The sequence below is a fragment of the Rhizobium sp. Root149 genome (assembly GCF_001427345.1).
Taxonomy (GTDB): domain Bacteria; phylum Pseudomonadota; class Alphaproteobacteria; order Rhizobiales; family Rhizobiaceae; genus Neorhizobium; species Neorhizobium rhizoryzae.
In genome coordinates, this window is the sequence record NZ_LMGD01000021.1 from 198,573 (window position 1) to 215,373 (window position 16,801).

A 16,801-nucleotide genomic window follows, 5' to 3' on the forward strand; every position below is an offset into this window, starting at 1 on the left:
TTGTCTGGCATGCCATCAAAGACAAAATGGACATAAGCAAGGCAGGCGCTTTATCGAGATGCAAGAGTTCGAATCGCATGAAATCATTGAGGGAGACGATACGAAAGGCATGATCCTTCTGGCAGATCACGCCATGAACCGTCTTCCCGAAAGCTATGGTTCGCTCGGTCTCGATGCATCGGCATTCAAACGTCACATAGCCTATGATATCGGCATCGAAGGCCTGACACGGCAGCTGGCATCAAGGCTTGGTGTTCCTGCGGTCCTGTCCTGTTTCTCGCGCCTTCTCATTGATCCGAACCGCGGCGAGGATGACCCGACACTGATCATGAAGATTTCCGACGGCGCCATCATTCCCGGCAATTACCCTATCAGCGACGAGGAATGGCAGCACCGGCTGAACAGGTTTCATCGGCCCTACCATCATGCAGTTGATCAGGCAATCTCGAAGGTCGCGGCCAAGGCAGGCAACGCGCCTCTGGTGCTGTCCCTGCATTCCTATACGCCCGCCTGGAAGGGGACGCCCAGACCCTGGCATGCCGCCGTTCTGTGGGATACCGATCATCGCGCCGTGCATCCGCTGATCGCGCACTTGCGGGAAGCGGGCGACATTCTGGTGGGTGACAACGAACCCTACGACGGTGCCTTGAAGAACGACACCATGTACCGCCATTGCATGATGCGGGGCATTCCCCATGCACTGCTGGAAGTACGGCAGGACCTGATCGGCGACGATAACGGCATTGCGGCCTGGGTGGATCGTCTGGCGCCAATCTTTGAGACCCTCAATGATAGGCCGGAATTGCACCATTATTCGATCTTCCCGTCCCGCACTGGTCCCTACCCGTCCGAACCTTGAAGGAATGAAGCGATGAGCGAACTGACCCAGGAGCAACAGACGGAACTGGAGGCTGCCGCCTTCCGTCGCCTTGTCTCCCACCTGCGCAACCGGACGGATGTGCAGAACATCGACCTCATGAATCTCGCAGGCTTCTGCCGCAATTGTCTCTCCAACTGGTATCGGGAAGCAGCCGAAGAAGCTGGCCTTCCCGTCAGCAAGGATCAATCGCGCGAGATGGTCTACGGCATGCCCTACGAGGAGTGGAAGGCGCGGTATCAGGCGGAAGCCAGCGATGCACAAAAGGCAGCCTTCGAGAGCAGCGGCCCGCACAAATCGTGAGGCGGCATTTGAAAACGCCTTGACCTTGCCATGAGTTCACGGCACTTGGACGACCCAAGACGACAGCGGTCGGACCGGTCATGATGATCCTTCCTGCTGCTGCCTGCGAACAGATGCATGCGCGTGTCCGGACGGGCACTCGCCACACCCAAATCCTTAATATGACAGGAGGCCCCGATGTCTGATGCTCATGGCGTCGCCCGCGACCAACTCCGCGCCTTTGTCGAGCGCATCGAACGACTGGAAGAAGAAAAGAAGACCATCGCCGACGACATCAAGGATGTCTATGGCGAGGCCAAGTCCATGGGCTTCGACACCAAGATCCTGAAAAAGGTCATCGCCCTTCGAAAGAAGGATGAGCAGGAGCGTATGGAAGAGGATCTTATTCTCGATACCTACCTGCAGGCTCTGGGCATGGTCATTGCCCCGGCGGACGAAGCCGCCTGATCGGCAACCGAACTTCATCGTACAAGACATGCCCGTCGAGACCCCTCGGCGGGTATTTTTGTTTGGGCTGACATCGAACATGCCCTTCCCCATGTCCGCACAGCATCGACATGGCCGTCGTTCACGGCAAGAAAGCACCTGCAGATCGATGGATTTCATCAACCGGCAGATGCTTTGAAACTTCGGGATCGCTTTCCGTAGTGCCGCTCAGGGCTTTACGGTATTGGCATCGCTGAAACGATTGGGATCCACGGCAACCGCCTGCGAAACGGGGCGGAAACCACCGCTATAGGCACTGGAGGAATCGGTGCTGAAGACTCGGGTCATCAGGCGCGGCGCCTTCGTGGATGCACTCGGATCCGGGCGGCTGTTGGAGCTTGCCCATTTCGCCAGAATATCACCGGTCAAGACCTTGGCGTCAGGTGTGGCTGGCGTTCCACCAAGCTTGGTCACCGCACCACCCTTTACGGCCCGCACGTTCTGCATGTCCTGCGGGCGTGGCGGCTTGGGCTGTGCAGCACGGGCAGGATGCGGCGCTGGCGGTTCTGCAGAAGGCTTCGGTGGATCGAAACCGTCGTTGAAGATCATGCCCCGGGCACCCGTATCCGCTGGTGCTGGAGAGGCAAGGGCGACCTGCTGCTGGGGCTCGCGCTTTGCCGGAACCGGAACTGCTGCAACTGGAACCGAAGGGCTTTGCGGCTCTTCTGCGGTGCGTGCCAGCTCGGCAATCAGGTCAGGTGTCAGCGCCTGCTTGTCCGTCTCCTGCGGCGCGGTCGCTGCGGCAACAGTTTCGGCACGAACCTGCGCCAAGGCTGGACGCTGAGCCGGTACAGGAACCGAAGCCAGCATGTATTCGTCACTGCCCGGCTGACCAAGCGATGCCGTTGCCACGCCCTGCGCATCACCCTTCAGGCCGCGGGGACCAAGAAGCGTGGGTACAGGGACCGACATGCTGGCGAGATCGGCAAAGCCTGCATTTTCAGGCGAAGGGCGTGCAAGCGGCGTGGCCGGGCTTGCCGGCATGGCGGCCGCAATGGCCTGTTGTGCCGTGTCGCGCTGTGGGGAATAGAGCGCCGTCGCAAGGCTGCCCGGCTCGGGCTCCTGACGGAATGCCGGGCGTGCCAACGGAACCGGAGCGGCAATGGCCACCTGTTGCGGCTGTGCTGGAGGTGCAGCCGTTGCCACGGCAACCGGTGCAGGTGCCGGACCTTCTTCATCCTCGGAAGCCGCGGAGGCGGCAGCGCGTGTTGGTGCTGGACGCTGGGCGACCATGGTTGGAGCGGATTCTTCCGCATCCTCCTCTTCATCCCCGCCGCCAAACAGCATTGCGAAGAGGTTCTTGGACTTGCCGCTCGAACCAGAGCTTACGCCACCGGCAGTCCCTGCGATCTGGATGGAATCGGCCGCGACACGGCGCTTGTAATCGGCAACGGCCTGCTCGTAACCGGGAAGCGGCTTACCATCTGCGGGAAGATGAACCGTGTTTCCGTTCGGAAACAGGCGCGCGAGATCCTGACGCGACATGCGCGGCCAGGCACGAACGCCGCCGACATCAAGATGCACGAAGGGGGAGCCGGACGTTGGATAGAAGCCGACGCCGCCGACCTGCAGTTTCATGGCGGTTTCGCGCAGGGTCGCAAGCTTCACGCCAGGAATGAAGAAGTCCATCGCCTTGCCCAGCATATGCTGGCTGTTCTTGGCCACGCCCTTGGTACGCGAGCGCAGCATGCCGTTGGTGTTGGGAGAACGATAGGCAGAGACGACATGAATATACTCGGAGCCGCCAACCCGGCGGTAAACTTCCCAGACCAGATCGAAAAGGCGCGGATCCATGCGGGTGGGTTCGTTACGGCGCCAGTCTCTCAGGAAACGGTTCAGCTCCTGCAAGCCCTTGGGATCAAAGCGACCATTGCGCTTGTAGGTAATCACGGCGCGTTCGCCGGTATGCACGAAATAGAGCTTGAGGCTGCGGGTCTCGTTGGCTGCCGCTGCATCGCTGACAGGCAGGATGTTCAGGGACAGGCCAAGGGCCAGTCCCAACACGGACGCCTTCGCGGCTTTGGCTACGGCGCGCGCCACGCGGCCTAGCATTCGCCGTCCGTTGTCACCCGAAGGCGTGGAATCTGCATTCTGATACGGCAAAACGTTCCCCGTCCGATAGACAACATCCGGTGCTGCCTCACATGACCGTGAATTGCGGTGACACGATGGCAAATCTGCCACACGTGTACAAGCATTTATTTCATGGTCAACAAATGACTACTGAATGGTTGACGGAACGTAACAATCCATCCTTACCCGAAGGTAAACGCGCAAACGCATTCGGGAGCGCTGGCGAGGCGCTCCCAAACTCGTGATGATGTGGGCCTAGTTCGGAGGCGACGCGGGGTTCACGCCGCCTCCTTCAAAGGGTCGTCGGGGTCAATCCCGTAATCCTTGAGCTTGCGATAAAGGGTCGACCGACCGATTCCCAGCTTCCGCGCTACCTGGCTCATCTGGCCGCGATAGAATTTGAGCGCAAAACGAATAAGTTCTTCCTCGACATCCGCCAGCTTGCGCACCTCGCCGGTATCGTCCGTGCTGACAATGATATTGTCGCTCGCCGGGTGATGATGGCTGTTGGTGCGGTTATGGTCGGCCCGTGCCGAGCGCAAGAGATCAGACAGTGCTGCCTGTTCGTCCTGCGGGTCGTCATGAGGTTGCGGTTCGACGATCGTGGCCAGAAGCTCGGGGCTCTGATAGGCCGGGATTTGCGCCGCAATCTGCGGGAAATCCTTGTCCGTCAGCTCAGGCCCTTCCGCCAGCACAACGGCCCGGAAGATCGCGTTTTCCAGCTGGCGAATATTGCCCGGCCAGTCATAGGCCGTCAGAAGCGCCATGGCGCTGGCACCGACCGTCAGGGTTGTCGGTAGCTTCTGCTCGGCAGAGAACCGCTCCGTGAAGACCCGGGCCAGATGCGGAATATCCTCCTTGCGACGACGCAGGGCAGGAATGGTGATCGGAAACACATTCAGGCGATAGTAGAGATCCTCGCGGAACCGGCCCGCCCGCACCTCTTCGATCAGATCCTTGTTCGTCGCGGAGATCAGCCGGACATCGACCTTCTGAACCTTCGAAGCCCCGACCGTCTCGATCTCGCCCTGCTGCACGGCACGCAGAAGTTTGACCTGCACGTCAAGCGGAAGTTCGCCGATCTCGTCGAGGAACAGGGTGCCGCCATCCGCTTCGACGAACTTGCCCGTATGGCGCTCCGTTGCGCCGGTGAAGGCCCCCTTCTCGTGACCGAAGAGAATGCTCTCCACGAGATTGGCGGGAATGGCACCGCAATTCACGGTGATGAACGGCTTGTGCGCACGCTCGCCACTTGCCTGAATGGCGCGGGCGATCATTTCCTTGCCAACGCCGGATTCGCCTTCCAGCACGACCGGGATGTTGGATTGGGAGGCGCGATGGGCAAGATCGATGACGCGCAGCATGTCCGGACTTGCCGACACGATGTCACCGAAGCCGATGCTCGCGCCCTTGGTCTTTCGGGTCGCCTTGACCTTGGCCTCCCGCGTATCCACCTTCAGTGCATTGGAAATGGATGCCGCGATGCGCTCTGGTGAAACCGGTTTGACGACGAAATCAAAGGCACCGGCTCGCATGGCCTGGACAACGGTCTCGATGCCGCCCTGCCCGGTTTGGACGATCACAGGCACGTCGACATCGATTTCAGCCGCAGCTTGCAGGAAGCCAAGACCATCCATTTCCGGCATCATCAGATCGAGCACGATGACATTGAACTGGCGACGATTTCGCTTCAGGAGCTCGATCGCAATGCGACCGTTCTCGGCCAGGTGAGCCGTATGTCCATGCCGCTCCACCGCATTTTTCAGAAGGCGCCGCTGGACCGGGTCGTCATCGACAACAAGTATATGGGCCGTCATGCTTGCTCCGAGTGCTCAAGTTCTGTCCCTTCAGTGGGACCATCGAACATCGTTGTGTCAGAAAGGGTTGAATATCCTGTTTTGGGAAATGCTTGCATTTTAACTGCCGTCACGGAAAACAGAACAGGCGCCTCGATTTGCGCCAGAATTTAGTTGGGAGATCACCATTGACCGTTAAGCATCCTCGTCACCCCGGATCGTATGCAGCATTTGCCCACGCGTCGAGTCCCGGCGGTCAAGATCTGAGCCAGAACGAGGACGCGCTTGGCGATTTGCCCACCTGGCGCCTTCAGGATTTATACGAGGCGCGCGACAGCGCAAGCTTTAACACAGATCTGAAGAAAGCAGCAGAGCTTGCGCAGGCGTTCGAGACCAAGTGGAAGGGCAAACTTGAGCAGGCAGCACAAGCGAGCGGCTCTGAAGGCCTTGGCGCAGCCATTGAGGAATTCGAAGCGCTGGAGGATCTGGCCGGGAAGCTCGGTTCCTTTGCAGGCCTGACCTATTTTTCCGATACGTCTGATCCTGCCAACGGCAAGTTTTTCGGCGATGTCCAGTCGAAGCTCACCGAACTTTCCTCGCATCTTCTGTTCTTTACACTGGAACTGAACCGCATCGAGGATGCCATCATAGACCGCTGCCTGGAACGCGACACAAAGGCCGCTCACTATGCCCCCTGGCTTGTGGATCTGCGCAAGGACAAGCCGTTCCAGCTGGAGGACAGGCTGGAGCAGCTCTTCCTGGAAAAATCCATGACGAGTGCGGCCGCTTTCAATCGCCTCTTCGACGAGACCATGAGCGAGCTTCGGTTTGAGATCGATGGCGAGAAGCTTCCTCTGGAGCGCACGCTCAATCTGCTTCAGGAAGCTGACGAAGGGGTTCGCGCCAGAGCGGCGGCGGCACTCTCAAAGACCTTCAAGGATAATCTGCGCGTTTTCACGCTGATTACCAACACGCTTGCCAAGGACAAGGAGATTTCCGATCGCTGGCGTGGGTTTGAGGATATCGCCGACAGCCGCCATCTGGCCAACCGGGTCGAGCGGGAGGTGGTGGATGCGCTGGCCTCTGCCGTACGCGAGGCCTATCCGCGGCTTTCCCATCGTTATTATGCCATGAAGGCCAAATGGCTTGGCATGGAGCAGATGAATTTCTGGGATCGCAATGCGCCTTTGCCGGAAACACCAAAGGCCCTGATTTCCTGGAACCAGGCGCGCCAGACGGTTCTGGACGCCTACGGAAACTTTGCGCCCGAAATGGCGGACATTGCACGCCGCTTCTTCGATGAACAATGGATCGATGCGCCCGCACGTCCCGGCAAGGCGCCCGGCGCCTTTGCCCATCCCACCGTTCCATCCGCCCATCCTTATGTGCTCGTCAACTATCTCGGCAAGCCGCGCGATGTCATGACCCTTGCCCATGAACTGGGGCATGGCGTGCATCAGGTGCTGGCAGGCGGACAAGGCGCTCTGATGTGCCAGACACCGCTGACGCTGGCCGAAACCGCCTCGGTGTTCGGCGAAATGCTGACCTTCCGCGCACTTCTCAACAAGACCGCTGACAGCAAAGAACGCAAGGCCATGCTGGCGCAGAAGGTGGAGGACATGATCAACACGGTCGTGCGCCAGATCGCCTTCTACGAATTCGAGAGAAAGGTGCACGCGGCCCGCAGGCAAGGCGAACTGACTGCTGAGCAGATCGGGCAACTGTGGCTCTCTGTCCAGACCGACAGCCTGGGCCCCTCGATCAAAATCTCCGAAGGCTACGAGACGTGGTGGACCTACATCCCCCACTTCATCCATTCGCCGTTCTATGTCTATGCCTATGCCTTCGGCGACTGCCTGGTGAACTCGCTTTATGCCGTCTATCAAAACGCCGAGGAAGGTTTCCAGCAGAAATACTTCGATCTGTTGAAGGCCGGTGGCAGCAAGCACCACTCTGAATTGCTGGCACCATTCGGTCTCGATGCCACCGATCCGGGCTTCTGGAGCAAGGGCCTTTCGATGATCGAAGGTCTGATCGACGAGCTGGAAGCGCTGGAACATTCAGCACACACGACAGGATGACCTCAAGCGGGCGACTGGCGAGCGGCTCTGACCCTGCTTTTGGCAGAACTGCTCGCCGATCCGCGAATATTACACTTGCACGGATCATTTTCGAATTCTTCATTAATTTGAATAAAATAGTAGACAATGTCCGGTTTGATCTACGGCTATGAAATTCCATGACATCGACGATTGATAACTGGCAGCCTAGAATTCGCGTTCTGACCGTGATTGTCATCGCTGCTTTGCTGGCTGGCCTGGGCGTTTGGAACGAGATCACCACTTGGCAACGGCTGGTGCTAAGCTCCAACAACCGGCTACTGGAAACAGCCAGAGCAATTGGTCTACACACCGATGATGTCTTTGCTCTGGCAGAGCAGCCGCTTGCACAACTGGCACTCAAGGCGCAAATCGTACGACAGGACCAGCGCCCGGAAGCGGCCCTTCTGGAAGACATGCAGAGCCTGCGGCGATCCTCCACCTTCCTGAATGAAATAATTTACATTCAGGCAGATGGCACTGTTTCGCATTCCAGGCCGGATGCTATGGCCACCACCGCCGAACTATCCTTGGAAGAATATTCTGGGTTTCACCGTTCACACGCATCGACCGACACACATATCGGCACGGCTGTGCGCAGCAAGTCTGCCAAAGACTGGCTCCTGCCTGTGTCCAGAAGAATCGACGCCCCTGATGGCAGCTTTGCCGGGGTATTGCTTGCAACAATCCGTCTCGATCATTTCGCAAGGTTTATCGAGAGCTTCGACTTGCGTGGCGACACGGCATTTTATCTGGTGCACAGCGAAGGCGGGGTCCTGCTGCGCTATCCCTTCTGGGCCAGATCGGTGGAGGCGGACCTGGGCGACAGGGAGTTTTTCCAGGATCAAGGTCCGGCAAAGCAGCAGGGCAACCACGAATATCGATTGCAAAGCGGCGAGTCTCGCCTCAGCGGCTATTATTATAGTCCAGACACCCGCGTGACCGCGATAGTAACGCGGTCCAAGAGTGCGCTCTTTCACAATTGGGTCACGCGGTCCAAATATCCCTGGGCATGCCTGATAGCAGCTTATGTCGTGGGCCTCGGCATCACATTTCGCTGGCTACGCCAGATCAGGTTACGCGAGATTGGCGACCGAAAGGTTGCGGCCCGCGAGGCCGAACTCCGCCTGATCGCCAATGCTTCCTCCGATGTCATTGAAAAGCATTCCATGGCGGGTCTTCGTGAATACGTATCGCCGGCTGCCGCAATACTTTTTGAGCAAGCTCCTGAAACGCTGATTGGTACGAACGTTACGGACGGGCAGGACGAGGCGACCAGAACAGCATGGAGATCCGCGCAATTGCGGCTCCAATCCGGCTCGTTGGCCGAAACCATTCTGGCGCAGCGCCAGCGTGCCGATGGCTCTGTTATCTGGCTGGAGAGTGTTCTTTCTTGCGTGCGCAGCGAAAACGGCGCACCGGCGGATGGAATTGTTGTGGTAACGCGTGATGTGACCCGCCAGGAAACGGCGAAGCGTGAGCTGGACACTCTGGCCGTGACCGATGAACTGACGGGCCTCTTCAACAAGCGCTACTTCAGCCAGCATCTCCAGACAGTTTTGAGCGAAAGCCCCGGCGCTCCCGTTTCACTCCTGCTGCTTGATCTGGATCGTTTCAAGCAGTTCAACGACACCTATGGCCACCTGCCGGGCGATAACTGCCTGCGCGACGTGGCAAATGCCATCCGCAGCGCCCTACCGGAGAGTGGCGCTGTTGCTGCTCGTTTTGGCGGAGAAGAAATGGCTGTTCTTCTTCCCGGCTTTGGACAGGCCGCAAGTCTTCTGTTGGCGGAACAGCTTCGCCGTGCAGTGGAGGCCCTGAAGATTGCTCACGAAGCGAATGCGCCGTCCGGCATTGTCACCATCAGCATCGGCCTGTGCGTGCTCCCGAAAGGCCATTCGGAAACGTCGGAAACCCTGATTGTCTCTGCCGACCAGGCGCTTTATGAGGCCAAGAGCCAAGGGCGCAACCGCATAGCCTTGAGTGCCGTTCCAGCACCACCGCTCAAACAATTCGCTGCGGTTTGAACATTCCCGACAGCCCCATTGTTCACCGCAGTTCTGCCCGATAAGAAGCGCCATGCAGAACGAGATGGAACCGGCATTGAAACCCTATGCGCTCTTTCGCGATGACCGCACCTCGCGATCTATGCTCTTCAGCAATCCGCGCGAGATCGTTGTGGCACGCACAGCCGCGGAGATCCTGCCCGCACTTCAGCGTCTGGAACAGGCGCGCAAAGATGGCTTCTGGCTGGCGGGATACATATCCTATGAGGCAGGCCATATCTTCGAGGAGAAGCTGCGACATCTGATTGTCGATGACCGGGAAACGCCGCTGGTCTGCATGGGCGTTTTCGAGGCTCCGAAACACGAAAGCGACGTCTCCGTGCCATCCATCGGCGACAATGAGGCGGTCCTCTACGACGCACAGGCCGAATGGAGCCTCTCCGATTATCAAAGCCGCTTCGACACCCTGCATGAGCATCTGCGGCGGGGGGACTGCTATCAGGCGAACCTGACAATGCCGGTCCATGCCAGATGGTCAGGTACGCCAACGGGCATTTTCGCGTCTCTGGTCGAACGCCAGCCGGTGCACTACGGCGCACTGATCGAACTGGGCGGACCGGCCATCGTATCCCGCTCGCCGGAACTTTTCTTCCGGGTGGATGAAACCGGCTGGATCGAAACCCATCCGATGAAAGGCACGGCACCGCGGGGAAAAACTCCCGCCGAAGACGACGCGATCATTGCTGCCATGCTGGCGGACGAGAAGACACAGGCCGAGAACCGCATGATTGTGGATCTCCTGCGCAACGACGTATCGATCATCTCGGAGGTCGGCTCGCTCGATGTGCCGAAGCTGTTTTCCATCGAGACTTATCCAACGGTTCATCAAATGGTTAGCCATGTCCGCGCAAAGCTGCTCCCGGATATCGGGTTCCCGGACATTCTGGCCGCACTTTTTCCTTGCGGTTCGGTCACAGGTGCGCCCAAAATGTGGGCCATGCAGATCCTCGGGAAGCTGGAAGCCGGACCACGAGATGTCTATTGCGGCGCGATAGGCTATTGCGATCCGGCCGGACCCATGAGGTTTTCGGTGGCTATCCGCACACTGACCCTTTTTCCGGATGGAAAAGCGGTCTTCAATGTCGGCGGCGGTATCGTGTTCGATTCGAACGCAAAAGCGGAATATGAAGAATGCCTGCTCAAAGCGCGCTTCGCAGTAAACCAGCAGCGGATTTCTCGCTGATCGAAACCCTCCGTTGGGAGCCGGGACAGGGCTTCCTGCGGCTTGACCAGCATTTGCGGCGGTTGACCCGCTCTGCGGATGCGCTGGGCTTTCGTCAGCCCCAGCAAGTCGGCAAGCTGCTCGAGGAAGCCGTGGCCGAAGCATCAACCCCGATGCGGACACGGTTGACCGTGACATTCCGCGGCAAGGCAGAGGTAACCGCCACTCCATTCCAGCCGATTGCCGAGGGTACGGTCTGGAAGCTTCGCATTGCCAAGCAAACCCTGCTGTCCGATGACACATTGTTCCGGCACAAGACCAGCCGACGCGACCCCTATGAAGCGGCCCGCGCCGAGTTTTCATCAGACGAAGCGGATGAGGTTCTTCTGCTGAACGAGCGCGGAGAACTATGCGAGGGGACGATCACAAATCTCTTCGTCGAGGCTGAAGATGGGCAATTGCTGACCCCGGCGCTCAACTGCGGTCTCCTGCCGGGTGTTTTGCGCGCGGAGCTCATTCGCGAACGCAAGGCTCGCTCGGAAGTCCTCAAGCCCGCAGATCTCAAGCATCGGAAGATCTTCGTCGGCAACTCGTTGCGCGGGTTGATTGCAGGCGAGCTTGCCTGATCGACGTGCCGACCTCATGCCGCTGACCCATACGCCCTATGCCACACGCCTTCGTCCGTTCACGATAGGTCTTTCCTCACTCGATCCAAGCCGTTGGATCGAGCCGGATCAGCACTTGCCGCGTTATGTGCGCGAGAAGCAAAAGCTGGCCGGGGAGCGGCTGCATGATGTGTTTCGCGCCACGCATGACAGCCTTGATGCGCAACAGGAATGCCTTGATTGCCTGCTCCTGCATCTGGAACGTGATCACCCCCATGTCTATCGGCGCGATGGCTCCACCATAAGTTTCGCGGGCCAGCAGATAGACCTTGCCGACGAGGCCGTTCCGCCGCTCTTGCGCGCCGGATTTCTGGTGCAGGATGATCTGGTGATCATGCGCCGCCGCGCAACCGGCTGGCATATTGCAGCAGCGCATCTTTCCTTTCCCTCATCCTGGGTGCTTGCAGAGAAGTTCGATCGCCCGATGGAAGAGATCCACGCCCATGTACCGGGGTTTCAGGGCGGAACGCGCAATGCGATGATGGTGAACCGCATCTTCGACAATCTGTTGCCGGAACAACCAGCCGAGCGCTTCAACTGGTCGATCAACTGGCAGGAAAAACTCTATCATCCGGAATCAGGCCGCAACGATGCGGCAGAGCCGGAAACCGCTGTCGTGCGCGTCGAACGCCAGACCCTGACGAAACTGCCGGTCACGGGCGACATCGTCTTCACGATACGGATCTATCTGGATCCCGTCAGTCTGTTTGCCACCCACCCCGATGGAAGCCGCATGGCTCTGGCCCTTGCAGATCAACTGGATGGATTGAGCGGGGAGCAGGCAGCCTACAAGGGTCTGGACCGGCAACGGTCACCACTCGTTCAGCGATTGAGACAGATGGCACTCTCCAAAAATCAGTTTTGAAGCGATCAGAACCGGCCCCAACACTTTATTATGTCGCCGTTTTGTGATCTAGAACCGGCACAATTGGCCCGCTGGCACACGATAGGCTGGCGGCCCCATGCACGGGTGTTTTACGCCCTTGCACCTCAAGGAGACACAGATGAGTGAAATGACCTATCCGGTTCATGGCGAGATTACCGGTCCGATCGTCATGATCGGCTTCGGATCCATCGGTCGCGGCACGCTGCCGCTGATCGAGCGCCACTTCAAGTTCGACAAGAGCCGGATGGTGGTGATCGACCCGCGCGACGACGACAAGGCCATTCTCGACAAGCATGGCATCAGGTTCATCCAGTCGCATGTCACCAAGGAAAACTACAAGGAACTGCTGAAGCCGCTTCTGACCGAAGGCGAAGGCCAGGGCTTCTGCGTCAACCTGTCGGTCGATACCGGCTCGCTGGATCTGATGAAGCTGTGCCGCAAGCTCGATGTTCTCTACATCGATACTGTGGTTGAGCCTTGGCTTGGCTTCTATTTCGACAAGAACATGAAGAACTCCGAGCGTACGAACTACGCGCTGCGCGAAACCGTTCGTCAGGAAAAGAAGAAGAATCCGGGCGGCACGACAGCCGTCTCCACCTGCGGCGCAAATCCGGGCATGGTCTCCTGGTTCGTCAAGCAGGCGCTCCTGGACATTGCCAGAGATGTCGGCCTCGAATTCGAAGAGCCTGCCGTGGATGACCGCGAAGGCTGGGCGAGGCTGATGAAGAAGGTGGGCGTGAAAGGCATTCACATTGCCGAGCGCGACACCCAACGCACCAAGAACCCCAAGCCGCTGAACGTGTTCTGGAACACCTGGTCGGTGGAAGGTTTCATCTCTGAAGGCCTGCAGCCGTCTGAACTCGGCTGGGGCACGCACGAGAAGTGGATGCCGAAGAACGCCAAGAAGCACAAGAAGGGCTGCAAGGCTGCAATCTATCTGGAGCAGCCAGGCGCCAACACCCGTGTGCGCACCTGGTGCCCGACGCCGGGTCCGCAATACGGCTTCCTCGTGACCCACAACGAGTCGATCTCAATCGCGGATTTCTTCACGGTTCGCGACAAGGATGGCGAGGTCAGCTTCCGCCCGACCTGCCACTACGCCTACCATCCGGCCAATGATGCCGTGCTTTCGCTGCACGAAATGTTCGGCAATGGCGGCAATGCACAGCCCGTGCTTCACGTTCTGAACGAAGACGAGCTGGTGGACGGCGTGGACGAACTGGGCGTGCTGCTCTACGGCCACGACAAGAACGCCTACTGGTATGGTTCACGCCTCTCGCTGGAGGAAACCCGCCGGATTGCGCCTTACCAGAACGCCACTGGTCTTCAGGTTACCTCCGCTGTTCTGGCCGGCATGGTGTGGGCACTCGAAAATCCGAAAGCTGGCATCGTTGAAGCCGACGAGATGGATTACAAGCGCTGCCTCGAAGTGCAAACGCCCTATCTCGGCCCGGTCGAAGGGCACTACACGGACTGGACGCCACTCGATGGCCGCCCGGGCCTCTTCCCGGAGGAGCTGGACGAGAAAGATCCCTGGCAGTTCAAGAATATTCTTGTGCGCAACTGATGCGTTTCCGGTCTTAGGCCGCAATTTCCACTGAAATTCATCGCAAGGCGGGTGTGAAAGCATCCGCCTTGTATTACATCTGGATAAAGTTGAATCGCGTCCGAATCGCGGGAGACAAGAATGAAAATCAAAGGGAGCCTAGCGCTCATCGCTGCCGCAGCCATGCTGTCGGCCTGTGTTTCATCCCCTCAGCCGCGCTCCATGCCGGTCGTCCAGCAACAACCGCAGGGCGTAGAAGGTAACTGGCAAGATCCTAATGGCCTGGTTTCTACATTCATGGGAGGAAAGTTTGAGACCAGAACCGCTGATGGCACCAACACCCAAATGGCCAGTGGCACCTACTCACAACAGCCCGATGGCTTGTATCAATTGAGCCTCTATTCCAACGTCAACAAAACCACATCGTTGGTAAACTGCCGCCTGGGATCCAGCGGGCAGCTGCTCTGCACGTCACAAAACGGCAAACAATTTGCATTGACACGCAAGATTTGAAACATTGTATCGCCCCGCAAAACCCTGCCTCGGCAGGGTTTTTTCTTTGGTAAGCATGACGATCCGAGCCTGTTGATGGATACATTCGTCTTGTCATATTTCGCTTGAGTTCAGCATCTTCAAATGAAAACATGCGCATGAAACGCGTGTCACAAAAAACAACTAAGAACAGGCGGAACGGGCGAGTGACACCGCGCCCATGAACAGGAGAGAACTCAGGATGATGAAACGCTTTGGTTTCAGCCTACTGGCAGCAGCGACCTTGACCTTGTCGTCCGGCGTCGCGTTTGCCGATTACCAGCTGAACGTCCTTCACATCAACGACCTGCATTCGCGAATCGAAGCGATCAACAAGTCGGACGCGACCTGCTCCCAGAAGGAGGCAGACGCCAAGGAATGCTTCGGCGGCATCGCCCGCGTGAAAAGCGCAATCGATGGATTCCGCAAGGACAATGCTGGTGCCAATATTCTTGTTCTGGATGCTGGCGACCAGTTCCAGGGCTCTCTCTACTACTCCACATTCAAGAGCGCGCCTGTCGCTGAATTCATGAACGGCATCGGTTTCGATGCCATGGCAATCGGCAACCATGAGTTCGACGATGGTCCGGAAGAGCTGAACAAGTTCATCGGTGCGCTGAAGTTCCCGATCATCTCCGGCAACACGATTGCCAAGAAGGGTTCGCTGCTGGACGGCAAGTACAAGGGTTATGTGGTCAAGGAAATCGGCGGCCAGAAGATCGGCGTGGTTTCTGTTCTGGCAACCGATAGCGGCGAAACATCATCCCCCGGCCCAGACATCAGCTTCGAAGACGAGATTACCTACCTGAAGTCCGCCGTGAAGGATCTGGAAGGCCAGGGCGTCAACAAGATCATTGCGCTCACCCATGTCGGCTACAACAAGGACAAGGAAATCGCGGCAGCCGTAGACGGTATCGACGTTGTCGTCGGTGGTCATAGCCACACCTATCTGTCCTCCACCGACAACAAGTCTTCCGGCCCCTATCCAACCTTGGTCAAGAACCCGGCTGGCGTCGAAATTCCGGTGGTCACAGCCTACGCCTATTCCAAGTATCTCGGCGAGTTGAAGGTCACTTTCGACGACAATGGCGTGGTGAAGGCAACGAGCGGCGCTCCGAAGCTTCTGGACGCCTCGGTCACGCCGGACGAAGCCTATGCCGCGCGCGTCAAGGAACTGGGCGCGCCGCTGGAAGAACTGAAGAAGAAAGTCGTGGGCGTCTCGGACGGCCTGATCGACGGTGACCGCAAGAATTGCCGCGCCAAGGAATGCTCCATGGGCAACTTGCTCGCCGATGCATCGCTGGCCCGTGTGAAAGATCAGGGCATTACGATCGCCATCGTCAACGGTGGCGGTTTGCGCGCGTCCATCGACCAGGGCGACATCACCATGGGCGAGGTTCTGACGGTTCTGCCGTTCCAGAACACGATTGCCACCTTCCAGATCAAGGGTTCGGATCTCAAGGCGGCTCTTGAAAACGGCGTCAGCCAGATCGAGGATGGTGCGGGACGCTTCGTGCAGGTCGGCGGCATGAAATACTCGTTCGATCGCTCCAAGCCGGTCGGTAGCCGCGTTGGCGACGTTCAGGTCAAGGAAGGCGACAAGTTCGTTGCGCTCGATCCAGCCAAGACCTACGGCGTCGTCACCAACAACTACGTGCGCGGCGGCGGCGATGGCTTCAAGATGTTTGCGACCAACGCCATCAACCCCTACGATTTTGGTCCGAACCTTGAGCAGACGGTTGCCGACTATCTGACCGCGAACAATCCTTACAAGCCTTACACCGACGGTCGCATCACCGATACGACCCCGGCTGATTACGTTGCTCCGGCCAAGGCTCCCGCCCCTGCTGCGGCTCCAGCCGCTCCGGCAACCGCTGCCGCGACACCAGCGCCTGCAGCACCGGCACCGGCACCAGCTGCAACGCCAGCACCGGCTGCGCCTGCGGCAACGGCACAGGCGCCTGCTGCGGCAAAACCGGCACCGGCAGCGCCTGCTGCTGCACCGGTTGCGGCCGCTCCGGCAGCGCCCAAGACCTACAAGGTCATGAAGGGTGACTCGCTCTGGAAGATCGCCGAAAGCACGCTCGGCGACGGCGAGGACTGGAAGAAGATTGCGGACGCCAACAAGATCCGCAATCCGAACCTGATCGAGATCGGCTCCGAACTGCAGATTCCGGCGAAATAAGTCGAGAGGCGTTTTGCCACAAACCGATGAGCGGTCCGGGGCTTTCCCGGACCGCTTTTTGTTTCTAAATAGAACCGTTGATGGAAACTGTGCGTATTGAGGCCGGGTCTCAATAGTTTTCCGGGG

Annotated in this window: 13 protein-coding genes; 11 read left to right on the forward strand and 2 right to left on the reverse strand. The window is 58.5% G+C overall.

Annotated elements, in window-relative coordinates:
- Positions 1-58: 58 nt before the first annotated feature.
- From ASD54_RS16470 to ASD54_RS16480, 3 genes are all read left to right on the forward strand, one after another.
- A complete protein-coding gene (locus tag ASD54_RS16470) occupies positions 59-859 on the forward strand; it encodes an N-formylglutamate amidohydrolase (RefSeq protein WP_062555707.1) in 801 nt (266 codons plus the stop codon).
- 12 nt (positions 860-871) lie between these two features.
- The gene (locus ASD54_RS16475) at positions 872-1,180 is read left to right on the forward strand and encodes a DUF1244 domain-containing protein (RefSeq protein WP_062555708.1); all 309 of its coding nucleotides are present in this window, start codon (positions 872-874) and stop codon (positions 1,178-1,180) included.
- A 177-nt stretch (positions 1,181-1,357) separates the two neighbouring features.
- On the forward strand, positions 1,358-1,627 hold the full coding sequence (locus ASD54_RS16480) for a DUF2312 domain-containing protein (protein ID WP_062555709.1): 270 nt from the start codon (positions 1,358-1,360) through the stop codon (positions 1,625-1,627).
- Between the two features lie 207 nt (positions 1,628-1,834).
- On the opposite strand, the gene ASD54_RS16485 is transcribed toward ASD54_RS16480, so the two are convergent.
- Together ASD54_RS16485 and ASD54_RS16490 are read right to left on the reverse strand one after the other, a co-directional pair.
- Positions 1,835-3,718: a DUF882 domain-containing protein gene (locus ASD54_RS16485; protein WP_082547246.1), complete on the reverse strand. Its 1,884-nt coding sequence runs from the start codon at positions 3,716-3,718 to the stop codon at positions 1,835-1,837.
- Positions 3,719-4,017: 299 nt separating this feature from the next.
- On the reverse strand, positions 4,018-5,556 hold the full coding sequence (locus ASD54_RS16490; RefSeq protein WP_062555710.1) for a sigma-54 dependent transcriptional regulator: 1,539 nt from the start codon (positions 5,554-5,556) through the stop codon (positions 4,018-4,020).
- 242 nt (positions 5,557-5,798) lie between these two features.
- On the opposite strand from ASD54_RS16490, the gene ASD54_RS16495 reads away from it, so the two are divergent.
- From ASD54_RS16495 to ASD54_RS16530, 8 genes are all read left to right on the forward strand, one after another.
- The gene (locus ASD54_RS16495) at positions 5,799-7,616 is read left to right on the forward strand and encodes a M3 family oligoendopeptidase (protein ID WP_062555962.1); all 1,818 of its coding nucleotides are present in this window, start codon (positions 5,799-5,801) and stop codon (positions 7,614-7,616) included.
- A 158-nt stretch (positions 7,617-7,774) separates the two neighbouring features.
- Positions 7,775-9,661: a diguanylate cyclase gene (locus tag ASD54_RS16500; protein WP_062555711.1), complete on the forward strand. Its 1,887-nt coding sequence runs from the start codon at positions 7,775-7,777 to the stop codon at positions 9,659-9,661.
- A gap of 52 nt (positions 9,662-9,713) precedes the next feature.
- Positions 9,714-10,883: an aminodeoxychorismate synthase component I gene (locus tag ASD54_RS16505; protein WP_244484781.1), complete on the forward strand. Its 1,170-nt coding sequence runs from the start codon at positions 9,714-9,716 to the stop codon at positions 10,881-10,883.
- On the forward strand, positions 10,832-11,488 hold the full coding sequence (locus ASD54_RS16510) for an aminotransferase class IV family protein (protein ID WP_062555963.1): 657 nt from the start codon (positions 10,832-10,834) through the stop codon (positions 11,486-11,488). The genes ASD54_RS16505 and ASD54_RS16510 overlap by 52 nt, the downstream gene beginning before the upstream one ends.
- Positions 11,481-12,392: a DUF3445 domain-containing protein gene (locus ASD54_RS16515; protein ID WP_313291248.1), complete on the forward strand. Its 912-nt coding sequence runs from the start codon at positions 11,481-11,483 to the stop codon at positions 12,390-12,392. The genes ASD54_RS16510 and ASD54_RS16515 overlap by 8 nt, the downstream gene beginning before the upstream one ends.
- Before the next feature lie 139 nt (positions 12,393-12,531).
- Positions 12,532-13,980 (forward strand): homospermidine synthase, encoded by a 1,449-nt coding sequence (locus tag ASD54_RS16520; RefSeq protein WP_062555713.1) that lies wholly within the window; start codon positions 12,532-12,534, stop codon positions 13,978-13,980.
- A gap of 120 nt (positions 13,981-14,100) precedes the next feature.
- Positions 14,101-14,472 carry a hypothetical protein gene (locus ASD54_RS16525; RefSeq protein ID WP_062555714.1) on the forward strand — a complete coding sequence of 124 codons (372 nt, stop codon included), beginning with the start codon at positions 14,101-14,103 and terminating at the stop codon, positions 14,470-14,472.
- A 220-nt stretch (positions 14,473-14,692) separates the two neighbouring features.
- Positions 14,693-16,675, forward strand: a complete 1,983-nt coding sequence (locus tag ASD54_RS16530; RefSeq protein ID WP_062555715.1) for a 5'-nucleotidase C-terminal domain-containing protein — start codon at positions 14,693-14,695, stop codon at positions 16,673-16,675.
- The last annotated feature ends 126 nt before the right edge of the window (positions 16,676-16,801 follow it).

Excerpts from the sequence above, each read along its gene's own strand:
- ASD54_RS16470 (WP_062555707.1), top strand. The coding sequence starts at position 59 with ATGCAAGAGTTCGAATCGCATGAAATCATTGAGGGAGACGATACGAAA.
- ASD54_RS16475 (WP_062555708.1), top strand. The coding sequence starts at position 872 with ATGAGCGAACTGACCCAGGAGCAACAGACGGAACTGGAGGCTGCCGCC.
- ASD54_RS16480 (WP_062555709.1), top strand. The coding sequence starts at position 1,358 with ATGTCTGATGCTCATGGCGTCGCCCGCGACCAACTCCGCGCCTTTGTC.
- ASD54_RS16485 (WP_082547246.1), bottom strand. The coding sequence starts at position 3,718 with ATGCTAGGCCGCGTGGCGCGCGCCGTAGCCAAAGCCGCGAAGGCGTCC.
- ASD54_RS16490 (WP_062555710.1), bottom strand. The coding sequence starts at position 5,556 with ATGACGGCCCATATACTTGTTGTCGATGACGACCCGGTCCAGCGGCGC.
- ASD54_RS16500 (WP_062555711.1), top strand. The coding sequence starts at position 7,775 with ATGACATCGACGATTGATAACTGGCAGCCTAGAATTCGCGTTCTGACC.
- ASD54_RS16505 (WP_244484781.1), top strand. The coding sequence starts at position 9,714 with ATGCAGAACGAGATGGAACCGGCATTGAAACCCTATGCGCTCTTTCGC.
- ASD54_RS16510 (WP_062555963.1), top strand. The coding sequence starts at position 10,832 with ATGCCTGCTCAAAGCGCGCTTCGCAGTAAACCAGCAGCGGATTTCTCG.
- ASD54_RS16520 (WP_062555713.1), top strand. The coding sequence starts at position 12,532 with ATGAGTGAAATGACCTATCCGGTTCATGGCGAGATTACCGGTCCGATC.
- ASD54_RS16525 (WP_062555714.1), top strand. The coding sequence starts at position 14,101 with ATGAAAATCAAAGGGAGCCTAGCGCTCATCGCTGCCGCAGCCATGCTG.
- ASD54_RS16530 (WP_062555715.1), top strand. The coding sequence starts at position 14,693 with ATGATGAAACGCTTTGGTTTCAGCCTACTGGCAGCAGCGACCTTGACC.